Source organism: Pandoraea pulmonicola (genome assembly GCF_000815105.2).
GTDB lineage: Bacteria > Pseudomonadota > Gammaproteobacteria > Burkholderiales > Burkholderiaceae > Pandoraea > Pandoraea pulmonicola.
In genome coordinates, this window is the sequence record NZ_CP010310.2 from 2,888,079 (window position 1) to 2,904,218 (window position 16,140).

The window sequence follows — 16,140 nt, forward strand, 5'->3', positions numbered from 1 at the left end:
GTGGGCGCTCGGTTCCCTTCGATCCCTTCATGTGCAAAGTACCGAGGCGTGGCCGTCCGACGACAAGCGCGTGGTCAGCCGGATAGGGACGTCCCGGCCATCGACGCCGAGGCTTCCCTCGATGACGTACGACAGCGACAACACGTCCTGCGATTCGATCTGCTCGACACGCGGGCCCTTCAGTCGTGGTTCATAGCGCTGCAACACGCGGGCAATGTCGGTGGCGATCTGTTGCGTGGTGCCCGCCGTGGCCGTACCGGCGAGATTGGTGAAGTCGGGAACGCCGAATTCCGGATCGATCGGTGCGCTGCCCTGGCGGGTGTTCAAAATGCGCGTCAAGTGCGCAAGTATCGATTCGATCAGAACATCGACGCGGGTCACGTGCGAACGTTCGCCCTCCACTTCATATGCCGCTATCCGCTCCAACAATCGGCGTTCCTTCATGCTCCCTCCACACAAGAGCGCGCCGTCACCGCCGCCCCCCGCCCTGCCCGGCCGAATTTCACGAGGGCGGGCGTCAGGGGGGCGTCGCCTCAGCGTGGTGCGGTCCAAGAGTCCTCGCTCTCGATGCCATCCTTGATCCATGTCCACACGATCTTCTGGTAGGACAAACCAATGCTTTCCATATGACCCATTTTCCCGTTCTCGGGCAGCAGGACATTCGGCACCCAGTCCTCGGCCTCGAACACCGCAGCGTTCTGCAGCTTGATCGTGTAGTACTTCTCCTCCGTACCGCCGGGGGTGAAGCGCCAGAATTCAAGAAGCACCTCGCTCATCTGCTCGCCGGAGCACAGCGCCTGAAAGAGCTTGGGCGACGATTTGTCGATCTCCTTGACAATGCTCATTCCCACATGCCGACGCACGCTGGAGGGAGCTCCCGTCTGCTCGTTCTTGGGCAATTCGACGCGCAGCTTCATGGCCTGCACAAGGATCTTTCCCTCGTGGCCCCGAACATCGCATGAACCTTCGATCTTTCCTTGTTTGTCGCCGGTCAACGACAAATAGCATGGCATTGGCATGGTCTAATCCTCGCAATAAAAGTGGCTGAAATACGGTGATATTTAGCGTTTTCGGTGATCGATCCTCCTCAGTTCTTGTCCAGCTTGCCCACCAAAGACAGCGTGAACGACGCACCCATGTACTTGAAATGCGGGCGCACCTTCAGCTCCACACGGTACCGGCCCGCGTCGCCGGCAACGTCCGATACGACGATTTCCGCCTGCCGTAGCGGCCGGCGGCTGCGCACCCCCAGCGCCGGCGTGTCCATGTCGGCCACGTACTGGCGGATCCAGTGATTGAGCTCCACTTCCAGGTCTGAGCGCTCTTTCCAGGTGCCGATGTTCTCGCGCTGGATTACCTTGATGTAGTGCGCCAGGCGGCTGACCAGGTAGATGTACGGAAGCTGCGTGCCGAGCTTGAAATTCAGTTCGGCCTGCTTCCCTTCGGCCGTGTTGCCGAAGAATTTCGGTTTCTGGCAGGCGTTGGCCGAGAAGAACGCGGCGTTGTCGGTGTTCTTGCGCATCGTCAGGGCGATGAAACCTTGCTCGGCGAGTTCGTACTCGCGCCGCTCCGAGATCAGCGCCTCGGTCGGGATCTTGGCCTGCATTTCGCCCATCGCCTCGTAGTGATAGACGGGCAAATCGCTGACCGTGCCGCCCCCCTGCGGACCGATGATGTTGGCGCACCACCGGTATTGGGCAAAACTGTCCGCCAGACGACTGGCGAATGCGAAGGCGGCGTTCCCCCACAGAAAGCGCGAGCTGCCCGCCTCGACCGACTCCTCATAGTGGAATTTCCTGGCCGGCACGGTATCTTTGCCATAGGGCAAGCGCAGCAGGAACTGAGGTACCGTCAGACCGACGAAGCGCGCGTCTTCGGTTTGCCGGAACGCGTGCCACTTGGCGAACTGCGGCCCTTCGAAAACTGCGTCCAGATCCTTGAGGTTCGGCAATTCGGCAAATGAGTCGACGCCAAAGAACTGCGGCCCCGCCGCGGCCACGAACGGTGCGTGCGCCATCGACGCCACACTGGCAAGCGATCGCAGCAGCTTGATGTCCTGGGGACCGGGTGTGAAATCGTAATTGCCAACGATGGTGCCGAATGGCTGCCCGCCGAATTGTCCGAACTCCGCGGTGTAGACCGCCTTGTACAACCCTGATCGGGTAATGTCGGGCGCATCCTCGAAATCCTGCAGCAGCGCGTCCTTGGCGACATCGAGGATCTCGATGCGGTTGTTTTCCCGGAAGTCCGTTCGATCCACCAGGAATTTCAGCGAGCGCCACGCGCCTTCCAGTTTCTGGAATTGGGCATGGTGCAGAATCTCATCGACTTGCTCGCACAGCTTCGCGTCGATCGCCGCGATCATCTCGTCGACCAGCGCCTGGCTGACCTTCGACACGGCGCGATTGGGCTCGAGGAGCTCGGTGACGAAAGCCTCGAGGCCCCGCCGTGTGACTGCATACGCGGCATCGCCGGGGCGCGTCCGAGTGATCTCGACCAGTTCGTCGAGAATGGACGAAGATGGTGCGGTGCGGGCTACCTGGCCGCTGGATGCCGATGTCTTGGCGTGTGTCGAATGGGTCACGGTCATCACTCCTTCGCCGAATCGCCCACGCCAAGCTCGGCGAGCAGGCGTTCGCGCGTTTGCGGTTCAGCGATCAGCGTCTCGATGCGTTTGCGGAAGGCCGGCAAGTTACCCAGCGGGCCCATGAGAGCCTTGAGCGCACTGCGCAGTTCGATGAGCTGTTTGAGTTCCGGCACTTGTTCGACCAGGGAGTCCGGCTCGAAGTCGCGCAGACTCTCGAACTTCAGTTTGACGTCGAGAGACTCGTCGGGCGCCGCGTCGTTGGTCAATCGGTTCGGAACCGTCAGCGTCAGCGACAGTCCTTGTGCCTTGAGCACGCCATCGAAATTGTCGCGGTCGATCTGAATCGTCTCGCGCTCGTCAAGCGGCACGTCGGGAGCGCGCAGCGTGAAGTCCCCCAGCACCAGTTGCTTGAAGGGCAGTTCCACATCCTCCTTGGCATCCCCGGTTGCGGATTTATAAACGATATTGACCCGCTCTCTGGGGGCCACCGACCCTTTGTCGTCAGCCATCTTAAGCTCCTGTCCAGTTCACTACATCCGGCTTGCGCGTACGCACAAGTCGCCAAGCCATCGAAAAGTCGAGCGCTGCCAAGCGCGCCAGCAAGTCACTTCTCTCGTGATGGCCAAACTCCTCTTGCTCAGCGGCGGCGGCGGCCAATGCCAAGGCATCTCGCGCCAGCGCAGGTTCCCATTGCATCAACCGGTGGGTTTCGATGTGCTCGACCAAGGGCGCGGATAGTGCCGCGAGCGCGAAACCAACGCCTGCACCGCCGAAATCCCTGATCAGTTCGCACTGTGCGAGATGGGCGCGAAACTGATCGCGCTCTGCCACTGCGCAGCTGCGCCTCTTGTCCAGCGCTTCGAGCGCGTCGTCGAGCCGGCCTGCCGCTGCGCAGGCCCGCATCTCGTGGAGAGCGCATGCCCAGTCGTCAGGTGCGGAATCTTGCGACTCGTTCTGTGGGCTGCGCGGTGCGATGGCTGCGAGCCAATCCACGGTAGCCGCGTCTGCGAACGGCGTGCCGTCGGAGAATTTCAAGCTTGGCAGGCTCGGCAGGCGCCCCGCGAAGCACGAGGTCTGTGCGGCAACCTCCTGCGCGGCCGCTGCAGCTCCCGCACGCTGCAAAGCATGGTGAGTGACGCGACACAAATCGAGCCAGAACGGAGCGCTTGTCAGCTGCGTTTGCGCGAAGCGCGCGGCAGCAAAGGGATCGGCACCCTCAGCGAACTCTGCGAGGGCCTTCTTCACCACATCGGGTGGCGGCGGCACGTGCGTCACGTCATTCGTAGCGTAGGGAGCGGCGTCGACGAGAGCCCAAGCCGCCATGGCATTCAGGCGATAGGCGAAAGGCTCGAAGGGTTGCTCGTTGAAACAACGATCGAGCAATGCCCCTAGCGCACGGAGCGCTCGCTCAGCGGACTGTTCCAGTGGCTCGACCTCGCTCAAGCCAGGAGCCAGCGCGGCGAGTCCGTCATTTTCAGTCGCTGTGTGTTCGGGATCGACCGGCGCGCACGCAAGCGTCGTCGGCAGGCTGGTGAACAGACGCGACACGCGGGAGAACTCCGGCCCGTCGGGGTCGTGTTGGCGCCAGCAGCGTTCGATGTCGTTCCACTTGGACACCATGTCCGCCAACTCCGGCGGCGGCAACGGCGTAAGCTTGGGCGGACGGTCGTCGGCCAGTTCCTGCTCGAGCTTTGTCAACAGCCACTCGACCAGATTGCGACGGCCGCGCAGACGGTCGATCGGCGGAAACAGGGTATCCCAATGCAGAGTGAGGAGATCGCGCAGCACGCACACGCCGCGCGCCAAGCCGGCGAGGCCGTCGAGCTGCAGCCAGCCGATTACGAGCCATACCGTGACAGCGAGATCCTTGCCATCTTCCCGCAGGATGGACTGGGCATGCGATACGACCGATGGCCATTCGATCGCCGCGCTCGCGTGAATATCGGTCAGTTTGTCGATTTCCGCCTGCAGGAGTGCAAAAGCCTCTCCTGCACGCACCCCATCATGTGAGGGCGCCGATATTCCGCACTTGCCAATGTCACCATTCGCTGTCATTGCGCATTTATCCGAAGAAATACTAATCGAATATAATCATTTCGCTTCCCGAGCCAATAATTGATTTTCGAAAATTGAAAATCGATTCGGTTGGACAATTAATAATATCTACCCGGCATTCGTGTCAACGTAACTAACAAATCATTCATAATGAATGACTAAATTCATAGTGAGTTGAAAACGTCAATGGCTCATATTGACTGTTCATGGCATTCAAGCGGGGAAAACTTCACCTGCCGATGAGGCACGTTTTCTTGATGCGCATCAAAATCTCCGCATCGGCTGCCCATCGTTGTCCTGCGGTGTTTTCGTCATGATTCGGGCATTTGAGGATGAACGACGGAAAACGCAGGAACTCACGCTGATTTTCGGCAAAAGACCGCCCTGCACGGTGCGAGCCATGCGGCAGTCTCATGGATATAAATTCATGAGAACAGAAGTGCTCACAAATAAATCAAAAATTGATTTTTATGCTGGTTTTATTCTTTGCATATCAATCTGGAGAATATGGGGAATTTAAAAGCGAGCTGCCACGCGGCTGCAGGATTGATGTCCTTCGGTGTGCGCGAATAGGCAGTCAATGGTGTTCGGGATGTTGGTATCGAACCGCGGCTTCTGCCGCGCGTATGCGGCGTAGCGCTGACGTTGCGTTGGGCTCGCGAAGGGAGCCGGGGCGGAAGATGGGGGGAACTGACGTCGGCCGCCATTGAGCGATTTATGCAATTTTCCAGCCGGGCCGCAGGCTACTATCGCTTCCTACGCCGAGCTCACGTGACGCACCAAGTGAGAGGAACACCATCCATCACAGGGAGCCTTGGCAAAGAAAACAGTTGTCTCCCTGCGAATCTATCGAACCGGAACCGAGAGGCCGACATGATGCCGATTTCAGGAGGCTCCGCCTCTTCTGTCCAGACCGCTGCGGCGGCTGCAGTACCTCAAGAGCGGCAGACGAGGATGGCAGCCGATGTCGCTACGGTATCTCTCGGTGTACCGACAATCCCTTCATTGCCCAACAGCAGCCCAGGGACCGGTGATATCGAGCAAGAAGCTTCGTTTCAGCATATGCCTGGCGAGGTTCTGCGGCGGATTATTTCAAATGTGCGCACTCCGAGAGACACACTGAATTTGGCCTTGTCCAGCAAACAGGTACATCTAGTCGCCAGCCCGCGTCTGTTTGCGGAAAAAATCGACTGGAAGATCCGCCAAGGGGTGGCGACCCCCGAAGCTGTTACGAAATTATTGGGGGAAATCGAGCGAACCGAGGCCAGTGCGCGCGGCATGCTGCTTGGGCGTCTCATCCAGGAGATTCCGCAGATGGGCTATCAGATAGCTGCGCAGAAAATCCAGCGACTGGAAAGCATGGCTGCCTTCCAGCATGCGCAGCAATCGGCAGTTGAGCAGTTTCTTGAGGCAATTCATCAATTGCCTGACAAGCACCGCGCCAATCCACTCTATTCCCTGGTCGCCGTCTTCAAGGACCGTGAAGCAAGGAGCGTCTTTCTCAGGGACCCGACAACCGTATTCAATCGCCTTCTCGACGAAGTGATGCGTCTGCCCGATTTGGGTGACCAAAAAGAGATTCTCCGTTATGGCCTGGCCCCCTCGCTTTCAAAACTGCCGGTCAATGCCCGCGCGCAAGCGCACTATCGTCTTCTCGACGCAGCGAGCGAGATTTTTCATTCTGACGAGAATCGCTGCCAAAGTAGCGACGATGCAATCGCCGCAGGTGTTCCGCCGGACGATTGGCTGAGTGGATCGTTGGTCGGTGCAATAAATTTTCTACCGGAAAGCGCTCGGGCGGAAGCCGCAACTCGTACGCTCGACGCCATCACAAAACCCGGCGCACTCAGCGACGACCTGCGCATGAAACTTGCCGCGTTCGGCGCCGGGCGTTGAGCTTCCCACGTACGGAACACCGGCCGGCGCCGCACGATTCCAGACAGAAAAGCCGCCGGGATTCCTCTCGCGCGGCGGCTTCGGTGGTGGGTGCCGTGATTTGGCCAAACGCCAGGCCCCTTTCCTCCTTCTACTTCGAGGAAGCGTCCTTATATGCAGTTTGATAATGTTGTTGCAACTCGGCCAGAATCACGGCTTCGGTGACTCTCGTATCGTCCGCCCAAATTCGCACCTCTTCGGGTACCGAGGGATGCGCAAGCATTTTTTGAATTTTAGGATCGAATGCCCGGTTGTGAGGTCGGTTCGCTGCGGCGTCGAGAGCGGGTGCAGAGTTGTCTTCCGAGCGCGTTGGCAGTTGGTGAACAACAGTGGCTTCCGATCCACCGGTAGCGAGAACTGCGGCAGGTGGCACAGGAATCGCGACCGGTATGGGCTGACGCGGTGACGTCGTTTGTTCGCGCCCGATGCTGGCAAATCGCGCGGGCTTACTCGCGGGGGGCGGGGGCGGAGGCGCTGGCCGCACCGGCACAGAGGAAACGCTTCGCTGAGCGAGACCAACTTCATGATTCCCACCGAACGTCGACATGACCTGAGAGGCTGACGTGGTGCTCAGTGTCCGAAAGCTCAGGCCAGTATTCGCCGACACGCTGGAAAACGAACGCCAGCCAAAGCGCTCTGGATCCGGCGGCGTAAAACTTCTGGCGTTGGCCTGCTCCTGAGGCGTGGCTCCTGATTCGGTATGGTTTTGTTGTTGCGAAGGTGCACTTGCTTCACTCGGCAACCTCAATTTTGGCGTCTCGAGAAAACCCTCCAGGGGGTGAGTACCATAGGTACGCCCCGCGCCATCCAAGGCGGCCTGCACCTGCTCGTGTTGCCCGAGCAAGTCATACGCATTGCTGAGGCGGGCGAACGCGTCTTCAACCACTGCCTTATGCACCGATGCGATCCGGGCGGCCATTGTGATGCTGAGGCCTGTCCCTCTGAGCAGAAGGAGGTTTTGCGTACGGCGCAGTTCTTCAGGACTCGCGGATTTGATACGCTCGCTCAGTTTCTGCATCGTTTTGTTCGATACTTTCGTTGGATGGCCAAAATCCAGCTTCCGCGCCACGGCCTGCTCTAAATTGTCGGAGGCGCGGATTTGGCGGCGCCCCAGCATGGTATTCACCGCAAGTTGGAAATTCATGATTCTGCTCTCGAATTGTCAGGGAATTTTGGAAGGCTCGGATTCAATGGCTAACAATCTCAGTTTTCCGTGCCTTGCTCTATCACAAAACGGTAATGGCGGAAAATACAGCAGAAACTATCTATCCATACCTTTATCGACATGCGCAATGACGCGTCCCCCTGGTCAAACTTGCGCGGCACGGGAGAACCCGACTCACATCAGGGTTAAAGGAGCGGCGGGATACGCCCCCTCACTATGAGGCGTCACGGTATCCGATGCGGTACACGAGCTCGGAGGAGAGGCAAGGTAAGCCACGCATGGCGTCGCTCCAGCCTGTCTGATATTGGCGAATTTCGACGACGTGCCTTACCGTTGCAGGCGGGTGAAGAACCGCACTCGACGGTACGCCGCCTAACGCCTCGGCCTTGGCACTCGGATCCTGAGAAATAAGCCGCTGGCCCAGGAATCCCTGAATCTGCCCAATGGTTGTCGGTGGTTTGGAGGCCGATGAGAGTTGGCTCAAGCTTGCCGATGGACGCGACCGCCCATCAGCCTGCTTCACTTCACGTACGTTGGCGGCCAACTTGGTAGGCTGCGCCGACGCTTTTGTCGGAGGCTGCAGGAAGTGCGCTGCTCTAGCGCCGAAAACGGGATGCATGGACTCACCTCACCTCGCGGAAGCTTCTTTTTTTGATCTCGGCGGCCCAGTCATTGTTGACGGACCGCCGTGCGTTTTTTTATTGTCGCAGAGCTTCACCATCAACACTTGCATGAATCGCTCTTTCGGTATTCGGTAAATGTAGCGATTTGTCCGCGTAGCCCACTACATCGTCGCTAATCGAAGCGCCTTCTCCGAATTTATTGACGCGAATTCCCATTGCACACCCGCCCCTGCGGCGAATTGCCGCTTCTCGAGGGGCGACATTTCGGAAAAGTCCGATATTTTGAGGTGGCGGGCTCACCTAGTATGGGTTCTTGAGCGGTGCGATTCCAATATGCTCCGGAACTGTGCGATGGTGGCGTGGCCGGCAAGCAGGTTATGTGCGGGAGTATGAGAAATGGGTGACTCTGACTTGATTATGCGGATCATTCGCGCATTTGATTCATTGCCTTCGATCATAAAGGGCGACAAACACTTTCTAGAACTGGCGAGCCGCCTCCACGAGATAAAGAAGATCATCGTGGACAAGCGCCCCCCAAGGTTGGCGGTTGTCGGGCGGCGCGGCGCCGGGAAAAGCGCACTATTCAATGCACTGGTCGACAGAAAAATCCTGCCTGAAGGCGAAGTCGACACGACAGGCACCTGCTCATGGCAAAGCTGCAAGCTACAGGGCGATGATGAAATTTCATGGATCGACACGCCGGGCCTCGGTGCGGGGCAATTGAAGGCCGATCGCGTTCGGTTGCTGCAGCGGGAGTTCGGCCGCAGGCCTCCGGACGTGTTGATTTTTGTCCACAAGGCATCGGAGGTTGACTCCGACATCGATGCGACGCTCGACGATTTGCAGCAAGTCATCGAGTGTATCGGCGACGAGAACACGCGTCCCGATTTGATCGTGGTTCTCAATCAGGTGGATGGTATTCGCTCACCGATGGATTTGGCACCACCTTACAAAAAAGAAAAACAAGATCGAATCGTATTGATACAGAAGAAGTTGGAGTGGCATTTGGAGCGTCGGTGCATTAGATACAAATGCGTAATCCCGACGGCCGCCTATTTCGATTCGGAGCATGATCTTCGGTTCAACATCGAAGGCGTCGCAGCTGAGATTGGATGCTCGATTCCATCAGAGGCCATGTTGGGCGCCTCTGCAGTTTTGAGATTCAATGGGCTCAAGCGAGAGATTGCGACGAGGATCGTCAATCTGTGCGCTATAGCTGCGTCATGCATCGCCCTTGTCCCGATTCCGCTATCGGACATCATTCCGCTGACCGCATTACAGGTCCTGATGATTTCCTCGATTGGCGGTCTGGGTGGAAAGACGCTATCCGACGTTGAAATCCGCGAGTTCATCGTGGGACTGGGATTACTTGTGACAACTGCAACTGCCGCGCGCCAGATTGTTAGAACGGTACTGCCTCTCCTGGGGGCGGGGGTATCCGTTGCGGTCGCTGGTGTGACGACCAGCGGGATCGGGGCTGCCGCCATCGCTCACTATATTGATGGCGCTTCGCTGCACGAGGCAAGGAAAAAGCTACGTTCGTTCATCAAGTAAACCGTCGAGGGTTCGACCGCCACCGATGATACGAACGTTTTCTGATAGCCGAGAGTTCAACAAAAGGACATTATTAACTCGTCGGCGCAGTTACGCATCACGCTGCTTTCCAAAGAGGTTGCGAATGATTGAAAATTCGGCTCTCGTCGAACATATGGAAGTGGGGGTGGTGGACGGTTCTGCACGGGTAGTTGCTATACGCCTCGTGTACACAGGCCCTGACGATGATTTCAAGGCACCTCGCAAATCGCCGATGTATATTCTTCAGCCCCAGCAGGCCGACGAGTTGATCGAGGCGCTGACCAATGCATTGGAAATATCTCCGGGTGGGGGCCGCACGGCGCCTTCATGTCAATGATTACTGCTCGCCCCCGGGCGCAGTGCGTTCAATAGCACCGATCGCCGCTGGCAGAGAGCTTCCTTAACGCGCTGGAGGTCGAGCGCATTTACCCTCCTCCGCTCCATCTCTCCCCATTCCGGGCTCAAGTCTGCATCTCGAAACTTGCCGCTAAAGCTCACGTCTGAAGCCGCCGCGCTGCCAAAGCTGGCCTGGCATACCGCTCCGCCCCCTCCTCCCTCGCTTCCGGATAGCTCGCGTTACGAATGCCAGGTCATTGTGCGAATCCAAATAATAAAACCAGTAGTTTTGATAGTTTTTTCTGGCTGAAATTTATGGCTTCATGACAGTTAGGTGAGCAAACTGTTACTTGCAGCACCTGGCCACAGGTTTCTGGATGAAATAACGACAGGCCGTTCATCTCGCTGTGGCATTTTGTGCATAACCCTGTCATTTCGGCGTTTTGTCGGGCCGTTTCGGGAACACCGCGCAATATTAAAATACCTCAAGCTCTTCCGAACTTACGGCCCATTCGCTTGTGGACGTAGTTTTTCACCTCCAAGGAGATGTGAAATGAAGCGCCTGCTTTCAACTTTGACTCGCAGCTTTATCGCGGCAAGCATTGTTCTTTATTTTGGTGGTCACGCATATGGGCAAGCCGCCAAGGCTGCCCCTCCTCCCCAAACAACGACCACGTCCAAAGCAGCAACCGCCTCCAAAGCCGCAACGACCTCCAAAGCCGGCGCGATGCGGGACATCGCGAGCGAGATGAATGCGCTGTTCGCAACCATAAAAGACTACTGCGATTACGATAACGGCGACCCCGGCGACAAGAGCAGACCGTCTTTCCTTTGCTCAGGCATCATTATTCGAACCGCGACTCCCGGCCCGACCTGGAACGTCTGGGATATTGATGCCAAAACACTGACTGAGACTGGCGCGGGCGGAGTGTCCTTCTCCTGGCTAAGGCAGGATAGTACATTTGGAGACTTGGGAAGTAGCGGCCTGACGATGTTCCCCTTGTTTGGTCCGTACAATGCACATGATTCCAACGACAAGGTGGTGAAGTACGAATGCGCGTTCGTGTTCGATGCCTGGACGAACATGCGGGATCAAAAGGGATGCGGCTCAAATCCCTCGATGTACTATACGGAAGGCAAACCTTGCCAGACGCAAGGCATCATGACGGGGCCGCAGTGGGTGGCCCATTTCCTTCAGACGCCCGGTGGCTACAAAACAGGCCAATCCTATTTCTACCAATGCGGATTCAACGTTTGGAGTGATGGCGATGGCTTCCTGGCGGCTGTGAGAGCACGGGGTTTAATGGCGTCATATGATAGTTCTTACACGTATAACGATAGAAACGAATTGCGTGCGGAGAATTGGCCTATCGACGGTAATGGCATTGCACTCTATCCCCAGGAACTTCCCATCCAATCGTTCTACTATGTAAATGGAAGTGGAAGCGTGCCTCGCCTGTACGCAGTGGAAAGTCAAAAAGCTTACTATGAAAAAACAGGGAAAACTGTCCCGGTCATTCGAGTCACTCCGCAAAATAATGGCTACTTTTTCGAACAGCTTCCGACAGACCAGTTTCCAAGCGGTACCTAAGAACGGCTAGCACGACCATGCCATCGGAAGGTGCCGGAGCGGCGTTACCGATGGCATGGCATGCACGAAAATTCTGCTTCCCCGGTCGAGCTCGTGCGCAACCCAGCAGAGCTGTCCGGGAATTCGCGTGGCGCTACATACCTAAGCGACGACCACTGCACCGGTGGACGACATTCACTTCGACCCGGTCTTGGTAAACCAATCCACAACCGTTAGGGGCCGGTCAATCTCCTTGATCTTGGCGGTGGCGTCGGCAAGAGCACGGCGCACGATGAACGCGACAAGGGCCGCCGCGATCGACAGCAGCGCTGCGGCACTCAACTCCCAGGCTCGGGTAGCAAGACCCCGCACTCCGGTCATTGGGGCAGCTTGCGGCAGCATGTCCGCGGGAGCGCTCGGTGATGCTTCAATGGAATCGCAACGCGGCCCCACTTCGCCATCCTGCCCAGCATCGACCTCCACTTTCGTGACAGCACCCGCAGTCGGGGCCGGACCGTCACGCTCGTCGGGGTCTGACGGTCCGAGCAGTTCGAGGCCGTAGCGCGGGATGGTTCGAACGAGTTGTTTCGGTAAACCGAGTTGATCCAGGCTATTGCGCAACTGCGTAACCAGTTGGTAGTAGCTCGCATCGGTCACTATCACCCCTACGCTCGTCCAGATGTGCTGGATCAACGCTTCCTTCGTCTGAGGTCCTTCCCACAGTCGTTGAAGAAGACGTGATTCATTGCGTGACAGGTATTTCTGCTGGCCACTCTTCGGGTTGGCAAGTATGCGGGTCGTCGAATCGAAGACCATATCGATTCGAGTCCCGCTCGCAAGAAGTTGTTCATTCGACATTCGCTCACACCTTATAGAAATTTCATCTTAACCAGTCACGTCGGTACAAAATGACATGCAAAATTGATTGGGGCTGTGCATGGCGGCCGTTAACAAGCCGTTAAGCCTTAAGCCGTTAACAGACTGCTTACTCGCCGACCCATGGAGTCCGTGCAAATAAGATGCTCATGCCGATCCGAATCGATCTTCCGCCGAACTGGTGCCGGTACAAACCAATCTGCCCTGGTCACGGAGGTTTCTGGTCGACGGCAAGGCGTTGTCGCAGCCGGCAGGCACATGGCAAAACCAACTGCGAGCATCGGCCAGTCGTTTTGCTATCTGATTCAAGTTCATTCATAGCGGATCAATATATTTCGTCCATGCAGGCTAAACGCATCGTCCTTTGATAATCGAGCCGCGAATCGGAGTGAATACCGATACGAAACTTCCTCGGCCCGGGTTCAGATGACCACAACCGGTCGCACGCATGAGTGCGATCAAAACGGCGCGAGTTTTCGGGCCGCCACGAAGGTGGTTAGTCTGGGGACAAAGAAACTCTTGATGGTTGACGCTGCGGCGCGCACCATCTCGGTTTGACATCTGACGCGTTCAGACTCCCCTGTAAAACTCGGAACCCGAAGAGTTCCAGTGTTTTCCATTCGTTCGAACAGAAATGTGGGGCGACCGAACTTGTGGGCGAAAACGTCAGATGACGCTCATCATCAACACTTGGCTTGTAAATATTCCGCTATGAACCAGCCTATCATCATGTGACAGGGGCTAGCGGTGATGTTCTTATCCCGATTAGATCGCATGCTTTCGGAATGCGATCAAAACACCTTTAGCTTCTTTCTGTTGCGCTACATTCTCTCAAAAGTTGGAATCTCTACCAAGCCCAATGGAATTCGCCGAAGTTAATAGTCCAACTCCCAAATTAAGGAAATTTCACAACGCCTTGCATTGACGCCCATATGATTTTTAGTGTAGGGAGGAACGTCCGGCATGCAATTTTCTCACTTTCATATGATTGTCTGCGTGATTGCCGAGTCCGGGCAGCGTGCGGAGCGAACGCAAAGATCGATGCCACAACGCTTTGGCATGATGGGTTGACGTGGTGGGAAGTGTTGGTGTCCGAAGAAGGTGCTACAGCGCTCAGAGGCTATGCGGTTCTTTTTCAGACACTATCGAACTGGCTGTGGAGAGCGTGGTTCAGCGCTTTCGCTCTTCCGCGGACTTGCAAACTTGGGGAATGACCTCCGCGGAAGCCAATGCGATTTTGTAGTCAAGGACAATAACGCTGGCCAGATATGGGGCAGCGAAATTCTTGAAGGCGTCGTGTGCCGAATCGTAGTATTTCGGATTCGTCACGATTGGCTTGCCGACGTAGAAATTCCGGTCACCCTCGGAGCAGAAGGTGACCAGAAACACGTCGTCAATCGACTGATCATTTTGCTCGCCGGAATTCTGCGTGCCGACTTCGATACTAATATTGTATTTTTTCCCGCCTGGTCGCTGCACCTGATTCTGGAGTGCCAAGAATCTTTCCCTCACGGATTGGCGCTCAGACGCGGTAGCCGTTATCCGATACCGAAACGCGACGATGTGGCGGATCGGTAGCGCGTTGTACGTGTGATCAGTGAATACCGCCGGACCATACTTATCCAGCGCGAGATAGAGCGTTTGCGCCGGGGTGAGTTGGGCGGTCGTATTTTGCGCATTTGCACTGTTGGCAAAGAGCACGACGCAGATCGCTATATATCCAAGCCGGTGTTTCATAGCCCTCCATTTCAGGGCGCGATGCCTGCGACCTGCATATATTCCGTTTCGTCGAACCCTGTTGCGTTGCCTTGTGCGGAAGCGCCATTCAGATCGTAAGCGTAGGCTGTTCCCGCGCCAAGCTCGGTTGCAGTCCAAAACGGGTACCCTAGCCAGCCCTGATAAGCGCCAACGGGGCCGGCACTCGGATAGTAGAGTTGCCAGAATTGACGCATTTCGTCGAGAGTGACGCTGCGCAGACCAGCAGCCGTGCACGCCGCCTGGGCTCCGGAAAAACTTGCCGAGCCGCTCACGAAGAACAAATTCAGTACGCCACTTACCGTCAAGGTGTAGGCAAGGCTTTGATTCTTGCTGTCCGTCGCGCTGATAATGGACGTGCCGTTGGCAACTGCCGTTACCTTGCCCTGATTATCGACCGTGGCTACCGAGGGCGTGCCACTTTTATACGTGTAGGGAGGCTGGCCAAACTTGGCTTTTCGCGTATAGGTGAAGGCGTCCGGCACGGCGGGAGGCAACTTATCCGTCACGATGTAGCCGCGTCCGGTCAAGTCCAGCTTTGCGGGTGCCAGAAACGCGTCCCCGATCCACAAAGCCAACGTGTCCGACGGTCGAGACGTCACGCTGCCACGCGTCACCACGTACCATAAGATGGCAGAACCATTGATGTTCTGGTCCACCTGCGCACGCGGGACCTGAAACGGATAATCTTTCTCGGGATCCTTGGGCGCGGTTGCGCTATGTGTGAAGGGGGCCGGCACGCCGCTCGTGTTCTCCCACGTAAAGTGGATGACGTCTCCTTCTGCGATGTCCGGATAAGGCTTGACGATTGCCTCCACTGTGGCGCCGGTCACTTTCTTCGGATCGAGAACATCGTCTTCGGCCAGTGGCACGCTTGGCTTGGGCAGCGCACCAACCGGCTCGAGGACGCGCACCGGCAATGGAAGCGAGCCAAAGATGTCGCCTTTGGCCGGAACTACCGTGGTGGTCAGCTTGATGGTCTGGCCCGCGTAGCCAGTCAATACACTTTTCGGGATGACGAACTGAACAGGCTTTCCAACCTTGTCAGGCGTATCGATCTGTACGGCGCGCTCCCATTCGTTGACGTTAATGTCTATGAAAACGACGTCGTACAAAGCCATGCCATGATACGCGCGCACCGATGCGTTCGCCCCCTGATCGGATACGCTCGCCAGATTGAGTACGCCGTCAACCACACCTTCGACATCGGGTGGCTCAACCTTCCCCGGTTCCGGTTTCGACTCCCCAATGGTGATGTACAACGGCTCGGAAGAATCGTCACTTCCATCAGGGCGGTGCACCACGTAGGAAACTTCGACCCGAGAGCCCTCGTTGACCTTGATATATTCGGCCTCGACGTAAAAATACGAGGGGCGATCCTTGCTGGCGTCGGTGATACGAATTCCGTCGTCGGTGGAGCCCTCCGGCGTCGGCGCCTTCCAGTGCATCGTGATGCGGTCTCCTGCCGCCTTGTTCGTGTAGACGGGAACGACCACCGTTGCCTCGGGCAAGTCCGGGTTCAGTACGCCGTTGACAGCTTCCAATACCGAGGGTTTCGCCAGCAGACTATCAAGCGTCTCGAGTATCTCGTTGCGCTGGACCATTGACTTGCTCCGTTTAAATTCGCCTGAGTGGAAATGCAAGACGACGCTGCGCGGCGCCG

The 16,140-nt window shown here is 57.0% G+C and carries 14 protein-coding genes; 4 read left to right on the plus strand and 10 right to left on the minus strand.

Annotated features, from left to right (window positions below):
• Positions 1-27: 27 nt before the first annotated feature.
• The 6 genes from tssE to RO07_RS25980 all read right to left on the minus strand — a co-directional run bounded on the left by tssE (position 28) and on the right by RO07_RS25980 (position 5,057).
• On the minus strand, positions 28-444 hold the full coding sequence (gene tssE / locus RO07_RS12605; protein WP_052267244.1) for a type VI secretion system baseplate subunit TssE: 417 nt from the start codon (positions 442-444) through the stop codon (positions 28-30).
• An 89-nt stretch (positions 445-533) separates the two neighbouring features.
• Entirely contained in the window at positions 534-1,019 is a 486-nt protein-coding gene (locus tag RO07_RS12610) for an Hcp family type VI secretion system effector (RefSeq protein ID WP_039411123.1), read from the minus strand.
• A gap of 68 nt (positions 1,020-1,087) precedes the next feature.
• On the minus strand, positions 1,088-2,584 hold the full coding sequence (gene tssC / locus RO07_RS12615) for a type VI secretion system contractile sheath large subunit (protein ID WP_425325261.1): 1,497 nt from the start codon (positions 2,582-2,584) through the stop codon (positions 1,088-1,090).
• A 5-nt stretch (positions 2,585-2,589) separates the two neighbouring features.
• Complete coding sequence (gene tssB / locus RO07_RS12620; RefSeq protein ID WP_039411127.1) at positions 2,590-3,096, minus strand: type VI secretion system contractile sheath small subunit; 507 nt, start codon at positions 3,094-3,096, stop codon at positions 2,590-2,592.
• 1 nt (position 3,097) lies between these two features.
• Positions 3,098-4,642: a type VI secretion system protein TssA gene (tssA, locus tag RO07_RS12625; RefSeq protein WP_084072586.1), complete on the minus strand. Its 1,545-nt coding sequence runs from the start codon at positions 4,640-4,642 to the stop codon at positions 3,098-3,100.
• Positions 4,643-4,871: 229 nt separating this feature from the next.
• On the minus strand, positions 4,872-5,057 hold the full coding sequence (locus RO07_RS25980; protein WP_147284487.1) for a hypothetical protein: 186 nt from the start codon (positions 5,055-5,057) through the stop codon (positions 4,872-4,874).
• A 458-nt stretch (positions 5,058-5,515) separates the two neighbouring features.
• Between RO07_RS25980 and RO07_RS12630 the strand changes: the two genes are divergently transcribed.
• Positions 5,516-6,538 carry a hypothetical protein gene (locus RO07_RS12630; protein ID WP_157118205.1) on the plus strand — a complete coding sequence of 341 codons (1,023 nt, stop codon included), beginning with the start codon at positions 5,516-5,518 and terminating at the stop codon, positions 6,536-6,538.
• Positions 6,539-6,668: 130 nt separating this feature from the next.
• Here the strand turns inward: RO07_RS12630 and RO07_RS25985 are convergent, their stop codons facing one another.
• On the minus strand, positions 6,669-7,721 hold the full coding sequence (locus tag RO07_RS25985) for a hypothetical protein (RefSeq protein WP_157118206.1): 1,053 nt from the start codon (positions 7,719-7,721) through the stop codon (positions 6,669-6,671).
• Between the two features lie 1,040 nt (positions 7,722-8,761).
• On the opposite strand from RO07_RS25985, the gene RO07_RS12640 reads away from it, so the two are divergent.
• The 3 genes from RO07_RS12640 (at position 8,762) to RO07_RS12645 (ending at position 11,867) form a co-directional block, all read left to right on the plus strand.
• Complete coding sequence (locus RO07_RS12640; RefSeq protein ID WP_039411138.1) at positions 8,762-9,919, plus strand: GTPase family protein; 1,158 nt, start codon at positions 8,762-8,764, stop codon at positions 9,917-9,919.
• A 124-nt stretch (positions 9,920-10,043) separates the two neighbouring features.
• Complete coding sequence (locus tag RO07_RS25990) at positions 10,044-10,277, plus strand: hypothetical protein (RefSeq protein ID WP_147284661.1); 234 nt, start codon at positions 10,044-10,046, stop codon at positions 10,275-10,277.
• 552 nt (positions 10,278-10,829) lie between these two features.
• A complete protein-coding gene (locus RO07_RS12645) occupies positions 10,830-11,867 on the plus strand; it encodes a hypothetical protein (protein WP_039411139.1) in 1,038 nt (345 codons plus the stop codon).
• Positions 11,868-12,041: 174 nt separating this feature from the next.
• Here RO07_RS12645 and RO07_RS12650 read toward each other — a convergent pair whose 3' ends face one another.
• The 3 genes from RO07_RS12650 to RO07_RS12660 all read right to left on the minus strand — a co-directional run bounded on the left by RO07_RS12650 (position 12,042) and on the right by RO07_RS12660 (position 16,081).
• Positions 12,042-12,704 (minus strand): winged helix-turn-helix domain-containing protein, encoded by a 663-nt coding sequence (locus RO07_RS12650; protein ID WP_147284662.1) that lies wholly within the window; start codon positions 12,702-12,704, stop codon positions 12,042-12,044.
• 1,188 nt (positions 12,705-13,892) lie between these two features.
• The gene (locus RO07_RS12655) at positions 13,893-14,459 is read right to left on the minus strand and encodes a Dabb family protein (protein ID WP_052267246.1); all 567 of its coding nucleotides are present in this window, start codon (positions 14,457-14,459) and stop codon (positions 13,893-13,895) included.
• Positions 14,460-14,470: 11 nt separating this feature from the next.
• Positions 14,471-16,081 carry an Ig-like domain-containing protein gene (locus tag RO07_RS12660; protein WP_039411141.1) on the minus strand — a complete coding sequence of 537 codons (1,611 nt, stop codon included), beginning with the start codon at positions 16,079-16,081 and terminating at the stop codon, positions 14,471-14,473.
• Positions 16,082-16,140 lie beyond the last annotated feature (59 nt).